This is a genomic window from Tabrizicola sp., assembly GCF_031377265.1.
Classification (GTDB): Bacteria; Pseudomonadota; Alphaproteobacteria; order Rhodobacterales; family Rhodobacteraceae; genus JAUYQR01.
Genome location: NZ_JANMET010000312.1, coordinates 1 through 9,174 on the forward strand (window position 1 = coordinate 1; position 9,174 = coordinate 9,174).

Here is a 9,174-nt window from a genome sequence, read left to right on the forward strand (position 1 = left end):
GGACCAACCAATCGGCAAGGTCCGTAGCCGTCGAGAACCCGCTGGCAGCGGCGGCCTTGAGCACGTCGCGATTGGCAGTCATGTCACCGACCATCCCGGTCATCGCGGCAAGGCCCAGCATCTGCGTATCAGCGGCGTCGAAAACCTGTTCCTTGTCTTCCTGCATGTCCTTGGAATAGGTCAGCGCCAGACCCTTCATGATGGTAAAAAGGGCAACGGTGGCGCCAAGGATGCGGCCAAGCTTTGCCCGCAGAAGCTCTGCCGCGTCGGGGTTCTTTTTCTGCGGCATGATGCTTGAGCCGGTGGTCCACCTGTCGGTCAAACGCACAAAGCGGAACTGGGCCGAGGACCAGATCACCAATTCCTCGGAAAAACGCGAAAGATGCATCGCGGTGATGCTGGCCGTTGCCAGAAACTCCAGCGCGAAATCGCGGTCGGAGACACTGTCCAGACTGTTCGCCGTGGGCCGGTCAAAGCCCAGCGCGCGCGCCGTCATCTGCCTGTCGATCGGGAATGAGGTGCCCGCCAGCGCCGCAGCCCCCAGCGGGCATTCGTTCATCCGCCGGCGCGCATCCTGAAACCGGCCACGGTCCCGCGCGAACATCTCCACATAGGCCAGCATGTGGTGGCCCCAGGTCACCGGCTGGGCGGTTTGCAGATGGGTAAAGCCGGGCATCACCCAATCGGCCCCCGCCTCGGCTTGTGCCAGAAACGCCCGCATCAACGCCTCAAGCCCGGTGATCGCAGCATCACACTGGTCGCGCACCCACAGCCGGAAATCGACGGCCACCTGATCATTCCGGCTTCGCGCCGTGTGCAACCGCTTGCCCGCTTCGCCGATGATTTCGGTCAACCGGCTTTCGATGTTCAGGTGGATGTCCTCCAATTCCACCCGGAACCGGAAATTTCCGGCCTCGATCTCTGACAACACCGTGAGAAGGCCTTCCCCGATCGCCTCGGCGTCCTTATTGGTGATGATGCCTGTGGCGGCCAACATCGCCGCATGGGCACGGCTGCCCGCGAGATCCTGCGCGTAAAGCCGCTGGTCGAACCCGATGGAGGCGTTGATCGCCTGCATGATGGCATCCGGACCAGCGGTGAAACGCCCGCCCCACATCTGGTTGGCGGTCTGATTGTTGGCGGTCTGGCTGTCGGGCAAAGCGGTCATCGGTCAGGCCTTTGAAGGGTGCAAACGTGCGGAAATATCTGGTTCTCCTCTACACGGCCTTGGCCATTGGTGCAAACGCGGCCCTTGCCGATGTGGCCAGCCTTCGCGAAGGCGATATGAAGAAGCTTGCCCTGCACGAAACGCCGGTTGCCGTGCCGGATGCGGTGCTGCTCGATGCTGATGATGCCCCTCACGCGCTGGCGGATTATCGGGGGAAATGGGTGGTGCTGAACTTCTGGGCGACATGGTGCGCGCCCTGCCGGACAGAGATGCCGTCGCTGGACCGGCTGCAGGCAGCGATGCCGGATCTGGTCGTGTTGCCGGTGGCGACAGGCCGCAATGCGGTTGCCGGCATCGAACGCTTTTACGCCGAGGCCGGCGTGGTAAATCTGCCGGTATTGCGGGATGTGAAGTCTGAACTGTCGCGCGCGATGGGTGTGCTTGGCCTGCCGGTGACGGTGATCCTGAACCCTGAGGGGCAGGAAGTTGCCCGGCTGATCGGCGATGCGGAATGGGACAGCGCAAATGCCCAGGCGGTGCTTGCCGCCTTGATGGACCGCTGAGCCGCTTGCTGCGTGAAATGGGCGTGAATTCCTGACTACAGCCAAACTCGGACTTGCCGCGAATCGGCCTTCGGGTGGATATTCGGGTCACCTGCCACCGCTATTTGGCGTGGCAGGACTGGATTTTTCGTCTGCAACTTTTGATCGGAGATCTGCGGTTTTTCATCAGGGAATTGTGCAATGACCATTCTGGAACTTCAGAAGGCCCTCAAATCGAAGGGTTTTGATCCCGGCCCCGTGGACGGTATTGCCGGACCGAAGACCCGCTTTGCCGTTCGTGCCTTTCAAGCCAAGAACGGGCTTGAGGTTGACGGCATTGCCGGACCGAAAACCATCGCGAAGCTGACTGGAAAGTCGGGCGGCGGCGCTGCGGCAACCACATCGGCCGCAGCTGCGGGCGATATTCCCGCCGATCTGCCCTGGTTGAACGAAGCCAAGCGCCTGATCGGCACCACCGAGGTCCGCGGGCCGGGCAACAACCCCGACATCCTGGCAATGGGCCAAGCCGGCGGAATTCGCGTGTCGGACGACGAGACGCCGTGGTGCGGCCTGTTCGTCAGCCATTGCATCGCGTCCACCCTGCCCGATGAGGCGATGCCCGCAAACCCGCTCGGCGCCCGCCAATGGCTGAAGTTCGGTCGCGACGTGTCGCCGCAGTTCGGATCGACCCTGGTGTTCTGGCGCGAATCGCGCGAAAGCTTCAAGGGCCATGTCGGATTCTATTGGGCAGAGGATGATCTGCATTTTCATGTGCTTGGCGGCAACCAGTCAGATTCTGTCAGCGTCACCCGGGTTGCGAAATCACGGCTTCTGGGCGCGCGCTGGCCACAGACCGTTGCCCCGCGCAACATGCGGCGGCTGGTGACAGGGGCGACGATTTCGATCTCCGAGAACGAGCAATAGCGGCTGGCGCGGGAACGGTCTTACAGATCAAACGTTGCGAACACCGGCGCATGGTCTGAGGGCTGTTCCCACCCGCGCACCGGGCGCAAAACGCGGCTTTCGTGGCTTGCATCAATGATGTCGGGCGTGGCCCAGATGTGGTCAAGCCTGCGGCCCTTGTCGGCCATGTCCCAGTCTGGCGAACGATAGCTCCACCAGCTGTATAGCTTGCCATCGGGAATGTCCTTGCGGGTCACATCCTGCCAGCCGCCCGCGTCCATCAGCGCGCCAAGATGCGCCACTTCAATCGGCGTGTGGCTGACGATCTTCAGCAGCGCCTTGTGATCCCAGACATCATCTTCGCGCGGAGCGATGTTCAGATCACCAACCAGGATGGCACGGTCGGGGCGTTCCCAGTGAAAGTGATCGCGCATCTCGGTCAGAAAATCGAGCTTCTGGCCGAACTTCACATTCTCCTCCCGGTCAGGAATGTCGCCCCCCGCCGGGACATAGCAGTTGTGGATCGTGACCCCGTTTTCCAGCCGCGCCGCCACATGCCGGGCATGACCAAGCTGGGCGAAATCCTTGTCCCCGGCATCGACGATCGGCAGCTTCGACAGGATCGCCACGCCATTGTAGCCCTTTTGCCCACGCGCCACGATGTACCGGTAGCCAAGCGCCTGGAACTGCCCGAGCGGGATATTCTCCACCGGGCTTTTGCATTCCTGCAGGCACAGGATGTCGGGGCCTTCTTCGGTCATCAGCCGCGCCACCAGACCTTCACGCAGGCGGACGGAGTTGATGTTCCAGGTGGCGAGGGTGAAGGGCATCTGGCGGCTCCGGCTGTGATGACGGTCGACCCTAAGGCCGACCGCTCCAAGGCTCAAGGGCCAAGGCGGATTAGTCGGTCACGGTGAAGACGCCAAGTTCGCAAAGATCCTGTTCTTTGGTGAGTTCTTCACCCGCATCGGTGACAAAGCGAAGATCGTAATCGCACACCTCAAGGCCATCGGCGATGGTCACATCGCCAGACACGCCAGGTTCAACCCCGTCAACCATCAGGATGTTTTCACCCCAGAGATCTTCACCAACCGGCGAGACATACATCTCGGCAATCGTAGAGGAGCTGTCGTTGACAAGCGTGAAGACAAGGTCTTCACAAAGGGCCGGGGTCGCGACGACAATAGCGATGGCGGCAAGAACGGTACGCATGGAATTCTCCGATAGGGAAACCGCAGCCTGTCTGCGGCATGGCTGCTTATAGACCGGCAATTGTGGAAACTGAAAGGCAGCCACGAGCCAATCACCGGCAAGACCGGCAAGCTTCGGTCGTTGTGACGGGGCCATGGCGAATGGCTGGTTCTCACCAAAAAAAGGCCGGGCAAGAAGCCCGGCCAGGTCCAACAGGGAGGTGTCACGCCATAACCCCGACGCGACAAGGGGGACTGTTTGCATAACCTGTGCGTGACTTTAGAGTACCTTTAGAATCCGGCAACAATAAGCCCTAATGGGAAAGATTTTGCGGCTGTTGCATGTCTGCCCCGCTTTATCTGCAACCTCAATGGCTCTTGCTCAATCGGCGTCGGCTGCTCTGTCTTGCAATACGTCCAGCGCCTCAAGGTCGACCTGGCAGGTCAGCCGCACTTCCATGGCGCAACCGCAGATTGCAGGATCGGCGACCGGGTCACTGGTATCTCTCTGCCAACCCAGCTCGACAAGCAACGAAGGGCTCAGCGCGCCCCAGACAAAGGCAGGCAGTGCCATTCGCGGCAGGACCTGCGCAATTGCCATCGAGGCAACCATAGGCGTCTGGCCAGTCACTTGGCCTGCAAGCATCGCATCAGACCACGCTGGGGCACCGATCCCCAAACTCACCGCAAGCCATAGCGTCAGGCGTAAGGCACGACGATGCGCCGCAGGCTTAGGGATTCTCTTGGATAATGCGGGCCTTTGCATGACTATCTCCCCCCAGGATGAACCGACTCGCTGTCTAACATTGAACGCTTCCGTTCACTATTTCAAGCAATAACTGAACGCATCCGTTTGCTTATTGCGCAATGGTGTAGGACGGGTCATGATCAAAGCATGATGACGCCCGACCAATCTGCAATTCACCAATCAGCTAACGCGCGACCGGACGAAATCCGTCGCCCTGCTCCCGGCCGCCCGCCAGATGCAGCCAAGCGTCGGGCGATCCTGGCCGCGACCCGATCAGTTTTTCTGGCATCCGGCTTTGACGGGCTGTCAATCGAGGCGGTCGCGGCGCAGGCCGGGGTGTCCAAGGTAACCGTCTACAATCAGTTCACCGATCGGGCCGGCCTGCTGACCGCGCTCTGCGCCGCCGAAAGCGAATGGATGGAGGCGACGTTGGGTGATGTCTGGTTCGCCTGCGGCAGCTTTCGCGCATATCTTACTGCGGGATGCCAGCGATTGATGGCATTCCTGTCGCGACCCGACGTGATGAACTTTGATGCCCAGATGCAACTGGGTGCCAAGACGCATGGTCATTTGGTCAAGGCATTCTTTGCGGCCGGGCCCGCGAAACTGCAAAAGATCTTGCACCGCACGATGATTTCTGCGGTGGCCGATCAGGCGATCACCGATGCCCCGGTAGACGAAATGACCTCTACCCTGATCGCCCTGCTGTACGCCACGCAACCCGCAGAGGTTCGCTTTGGCCTGTCGCCGCCGCTTGAGGATGCAGCACGCGACGCTGCGGTTGCCTTGGCGGTGTCGCGCTTCTTGCGCCTGTACGCACCGTAAAAAGACCCGGCGCGATGCGCAAGGCAACGGCCGGGCCAGGTCCAACAGGGAGGATGCCGTGCCATAACCCCGACACGGACAAGGGGATCTGTCAGGCGACCAGCCGGTAGCCGCCGCTTTCGGTGACCAGAATGCGCGCATTCGAAGGATCGGGCTCGATCTTCTGGCGCAGGCGGTAGATGTGGGTTTCCAGCGTATGGGTGGTGACCCCGGCGTTATAGCCCCAGACCTCGTGCAGCAGCACATCGCGGGCAACGACACCCTGACTGGCGCGGTAAAGAAACTTCAGGATGTTCGTCTCTTTTTCGGTCAGGCGGATTTTCTTGTCCTTCTCGTCGACCAGCATTTTCTGGGCGGGCTTGAAGGTGTAGGGGCCCATCTGGAACACCGCGTCTTCGGATTGTTCGTGGGTCCGCAGCTGGGCACGAATGCGCGCCAGCAGCACCGGGAATTTGAACGGCTTGGTCACATAGTCATTGGCGCCGGAATCCAGCCCCAGAATGGTGTCGCTGTCGGTGTCATGGCCGGTCAGCATCATGATCGGGCACTTGACGCCACCCTTGCGCATCCGGCGGCACAGCTCGCGGCCATCGGTGTCGGGCAGACCCACGTCGAGGATCACCAGATCGTACAGCGCCGCTTTCGCCTTTTCCATGCCTTCGGCACCGGTACGGGCCTCGAACACGTCGAAGTCTTCGGTCATCACCAACTGTTCGCTCAGCGCCTCGCGCAGATCGTCATCATCGTCCACCAGCAGGATTTTGCGAAGTTGAGCCATGGGAGCCTCCGTTGCCGTTGGAGGACAGATGCGCCTCGATCACAAAGCCTGCAAGATTTGCAACACAGTTCTCACGCGGACGTGTGGCCCTGCGGCAGAATGTTTCAATTCCGTCATCCGACAGGTATGGGTTGAGCGCAGGAGAAGACGATGACACTGGCCCCGACCATCCTTGAACGGCTGACCCGCGCGCGTGGCGATCTGCGCATGGGTGTGCCGGTTGTGCTGACCGGCGGCGGTGAAGCAGCCCTTGTGGTGGCGGTCGAGGCGCTGACGGACGCCCGTCTTGCCACCCTGCGCGGCTTTGGCGTGCCGGTTCTGGCCATCACCTCGCGGCGGGCGGAAACGTTGAAGGCGCGCGCCTATGATGGCGATCTGGCCCGCATCGCCTTGCCGGCAGATGCCGCGATGGGCTGGTTGCGCGCGCTGGTCGACCCCAAGGATGACCTGCGCGTTCCCATGAAAGGCCCGCTGCAATCGCTGCGCGACGGCCCGGCAGACCTGCACCGCGCCGCGATTGCCTTGGTCAAGGCGGCGCATCTGTTGCCTGCTGCGGTGCTGGTGCCGGTGAGCAAGGCGCTGTCGCTGGCAGCGGACAACGCGCTAACCCTGCTGACGCTGGAAGAAATCGGACAGACGCTCTCCGCGCTGTCGCCAATGGTCGATGTGGTGTCGGCGAAAGTGCCACTGGTCGCCAGCCAGGCCGGTCGTGTCCACATCTTCCGCCCCGAAAATGGCACCGAAGACCACTATGCCATCGAAATCGGCAAACCCGACCGGGATCTGCCAGTTCTGGCGCGGCTGCATTCGGCCTGTTTCACCGGCGATGTTCTGGGCAGCCTGAAATGCGACTGCGGGCCGCAATTGCGCGCCGCACTGGCGCAGATGGGGGCCGAGGGCGCGGGGGTGCTGCTCTACCTCAACCAGGAAGGGCGCGGCATCGGGCTGGCCAACAAGATGCGGGCCTACAGCCTGCAGGACCAGGGGTTTGACACCGTCGAGGCCAACCACCGGCTGGGCTTTGAGGATGACGAGCGCGATTTCCGCATCGGTGCCGATATCCTGCGCCAGATGGGCTTCAAATCCGTGCGCCTGATGACCAATAACCCGAAGAAGATCGCGATGATGCAGGGCTGCGGGTTGATCGTCACCGAACGCGTTGCCCTGCATGCGGGCGAAAACCCGCAAAACGCGCTGTATCTGCGCACCAAGGCCGACAAATCCGGCCACCTGCCGTAGCGGATCATTCCTTGCGCGGTTGCGTCAGGCGGCACTTGCGGACATGCACTTCGAGCCTTGGGCCACCACGTTCCGGGGGGCGTCCGTCGAAATAGCGCTTTTCCCAGATTTGCCGCAGCGTCTCGGCGTCGCCGGCAGCGTGGCGCTCCAGAAACGAGGCGCGCTTCTCGCGCCAGACCTCACATTCGGCCTTCAACTCCGGATTGTCGGCCAGTTTGCGCACCACCGGATCCACCTCATCCAGCTTGTAATGCTGCGAGGGCGTGATGAAGCAGAATGGCTCGTCCTTTTCGAACCGGATCCGGCCGGGCCGCGTCATCTGCCAGTTCATCGTAAACGGAAACGGCAGCCAATCCGTTTCAACCAACGCGGCCAGGGCCTGAATTCAGTCCTTGATGTGGTTCGGCGCGCCCATCGTCCACAGCGCCCAGCCGGGCGCGGTGCGGAACAGATAGCCGGTGTGAAAGGTCAGGATGCCGCCACCGAAATGCGGGATGGCAAAGCCCTTCGCCTCATCCGATACGGTGATCGCGGTGGGCTTGGTGCCGCCGTCCCATTCCGCCTCGAACGTCATCGGGCAGCGGATTTCCCAGCCCGATGTGTTGGCCATGACCAACGGCAGACAGCGATAGGGAAACCGGATGTTGAACGGATCCATCCAGTCGCGACCCGGCTCACCGGCGACCAGCGCGGGCGGTTCGTCTTTCAACACATAGCAATCTAGCCGCATGCTCGGATCCTGTCCCTGGCTGGCGTTTTGATCGGACTGGCATTTTGATCGGACTGGCCAGATTGAACTCTGAACCGGAACCTGCTCAAAGCACGATGGCAATGCCAAGTGCAGAGGATCAGATGACGCCTGCCGACATCACCGTCACCCGCTGGGGCGTGCGCTTTTTGCACCGCCGCTTTGCTTGCACGGTGGGACGGGCGGGCATCGTTGCGCCGCGCGCCAAACGGGAAGGCGATGGCGCCACGCCCGCCGGGGTGCACCGGATTGTCGGCATGCTCTACCGTCCCGACCGGATGGCGCGGCCCGCCGACTGGGCGCTGCCCATCGGGCCTGCGGACTTGTGGTCTGATGACCCAAAGGACGAAGACTATAACCTGATGGTCCGCGCGCCGCACCGTTTCAGCCACGAACGCTTGCGCCGAGCAGACCCGATGTATGACCTGATCCTGATCACTGACTGGAACTGGCCGCAATCAGTGGCCGGGCGCGGCTCGGCGATCTTCGTGCACGCCTGGCGTCGCCCGCATGCCCGAACGGCCGGCTGCGTCGCGCTGTCCCCCGCAGCGCTGCGCTGGATCGCCCCGCGCATCACCCACGGGACACGGCTGATCATCAGGGGTTGAGCCCTCTTTCCAAAACGCTTTGGACACCCTAATCTTGGCCCGGGAACAGGGAGGATGACCATGGCCAAAGCGCCGTCCACAGCGGATGACGACCTGTTTGACCTGCGTCTTGCCCGGTCTGCCCCCGATCTTTGGCCGATGCTTGATACGCTGTATGGCCATCGCGAAGATTACGCCGGCTTCCGCGCCTCGCTGCTCAAGGTGTTGCGCAAGGGCTGGAACGACCGGCCCGCCGACCTGAAGCGCCTCGATCTGCAGCGCGATCTGGAGCCGGACTGGTTTCAGCGCCCGGATATGGCCGGCTATGTCTTCTACATCGACCGGTTCAACGGCTCGCTGCACGGCATTCTTGAAAAGCTCGATTATCTTCAGGATCTTGGCATCACCTATGTCCACCTGATGCCCTGCCTGAAACCCCGCCCCGG

Annotated in this window: 11 protein-coding genes and 1 pseudogene; 6 read left to right on the plus strand and 6 right to left on the minus strand. The window is 61.9% G+C overall.

Annotated elements, in window-relative coordinates:
* The coding region (argH, locus tag RMO18_RS16970; RefSeq protein ID WP_309667495.1) for an argininosuccinate lyase at nucleotides 1-1,168 on the minus strand (1,168 nt) is incomplete at its 3' end.
* 26 nt (nucleotides 1,169-1,194) lie between these two features.
* Between argH and RMO18_RS16975 the strand changes: the two genes are divergently transcribed.
* Complete coding sequence (locus tag RMO18_RS16975; protein WP_309667497.1) at nucleotides 1,195-1,731, plus strand: TlpA disulfide reductase family protein; 537 nt, start codon at nucleotides 1,195-1,197, stop codon at nucleotides 1,729-1,731.
* Nucleotides 1,732-1,911: 180 nt separating this feature from the next.
* Entirely contained in the window at nucleotides 1,912-2,634 is a 723-nt protein-coding gene (locus tag RMO18_RS16980; RefSeq protein WP_309667499.1) for a TIGR02594 family protein, read from the plus strand.
* 20 nt (nucleotides 2,635-2,654) lie between these two features.
* On the opposite strand, the gene RMO18_RS16985 is transcribed toward RMO18_RS16980, so the two are convergent.
* From RMO18_RS16985 to RMO18_RS16995, 3 genes are all read right to left on the minus strand, one after another.
* Complete coding sequence (locus RMO18_RS16985) at nucleotides 2,655-3,443, minus strand: exodeoxyribonuclease III (protein WP_309667500.1); 789 nt, start codon at nucleotides 3,441-3,443, stop codon at nucleotides 2,655-2,657.
* A 70-nt stretch (nucleotides 3,444-3,513) separates the two neighbouring features.
* Nucleotides 3,514-4,017 (minus strand): hypothetical protein, encoded by a 504-nt coding sequence (locus RMO18_RS16990; RefSeq protein WP_309667501.1) that lies wholly within the window; start codon nucleotides 4,015-4,017, stop codon nucleotides 3,514-3,516.
* Between the two features lie 168 nt (nucleotides 4,018-4,185).
* A complete protein-coding gene (locus RMO18_RS16995; RefSeq protein ID WP_309667503.1) occupies nucleotides 4,186-4,377 on the minus strand; it encodes a hypothetical protein in 192 nt (63 codons plus the stop codon).
* 321 nt (nucleotides 4,378-4,698) lie between these two features.
* Here RMO18_RS16995 and RMO18_RS17000 point away from each other — a divergent pair, with 321 nt between their 5' ends.
* On the plus strand, nucleotides 4,699-5,376 hold the full coding sequence (locus RMO18_RS17000; protein WP_309667505.1) for a TetR/AcrR family transcriptional regulator: 678 nt from the start codon (nucleotides 4,699-4,701) through the stop codon (nucleotides 5,374-5,376).
* A gap of 91 nt (nucleotides 5,377-5,467) precedes the next feature.
* On the opposite strand, the gene RMO18_RS17005 is transcribed toward RMO18_RS17000, so the two are convergent.
* Nucleotides 5,468-6,154 (minus strand): response regulator transcription factor, encoded by a 687-nt coding sequence (locus tag RMO18_RS17005; RefSeq protein ID WP_309667506.1) that lies wholly within the window; start codon nucleotides 6,152-6,154, stop codon nucleotides 5,468-5,470.
* A 150-nt stretch (nucleotides 6,155-6,304) separates the two neighbouring features.
* On the opposite strand from RMO18_RS17005, the gene ribA reads away from it, so the two are divergent.
* On the plus strand, nucleotides 6,305-7,393 hold the full coding sequence (ribA, locus tag RMO18_RS17010; RefSeq protein WP_309667508.1) for a GTP cyclohydrolase II: 1,089 nt from the start codon (nucleotides 6,305-6,307) through the stop codon (nucleotides 7,391-7,393).
* Between the two features lie 4 nt (nucleotides 7,394-7,397).
* On the opposite strand, the pseudogene RMO18_RS17015 reads toward ribA, so the two are convergent.
* Nucleotides 7,398-8,123 (minus strand): annotated as a pseudogene (locus tag RMO18_RS17015) (DUF6065 family protein).
* 122 nt (nucleotides 8,124-8,245) lie between these two features.
* Between RMO18_RS17015 and RMO18_RS17020 the strand changes: the two are divergent.
* The gene (locus tag RMO18_RS17020) at nucleotides 8,246-8,749 is read left to right on the plus strand and encodes a L,D-transpeptidase family protein (protein WP_309667510.1); all 504 of its coding nucleotides are present in this window, start codon (nucleotides 8,246-8,248) and stop codon (nucleotides 8,747-8,749) included.
* A gap of 60 nt (nucleotides 8,750-8,809) precedes the next feature.
* Nucleotides 8,810-9,174, plus strand: a 365-nt coding sequence (locus RMO18_RS17025; RefSeq protein ID WP_309667509.1) for an alpha-amylase family glycosyl hydrolase, incomplete at its 3' end; no start/stop codon positions are given.

Excerpts from the sequence above, each read along its gene's own strand:
- RMO18_RS17005 (WP_309667506.1), bottom strand. The coding sequence starts at position 6,154 with ATGGCTCAACTTCGCAAAATCCTGCTGGTGGACGATGATGACGATCTG.
- RMO18_RS16995 (WP_309667503.1), bottom strand. The coding sequence starts at position 4,377 with ATGGCACTGCCTGCCTTTGTCTGGGGCGCGCTGAGCCCTTCGTTGCTT.
- RMO18_RS16980 (WP_309667499.1), top strand. The coding sequence starts at position 1,912 with ATGACCATTCTGGAACTTCAGAAGGCCCTCAAATCGAAGGGTTTTGAT.
- RMO18_RS17000 (WP_309667505.1), top strand. The coding sequence starts at position 4,699 with ATGATGACGCCCGACCAATCTGCAATTCACCAATCAGCTAACGCGCGA.
- ribA (WP_309667508.1), top strand. The coding sequence starts at position 6,305 with ATGACACTGGCCCCGACCATCCTTGAACGGCTGACCCGCGCGCGTGGC.
- RMO18_RS17020 (WP_309667510.1), top strand. The coding sequence starts at position 8,246 with ATGACGCCTGCCGACATCACCGTCACCCGCTGGGGCGTGCGCTTTTTG.
- RMO18_RS16985 (WP_309667500.1), bottom strand. The coding sequence starts at position 3,443 with ATGCCCTTCACCCTCGCCACCTGGAACATCAACTCCGTCCGCCTGCGT.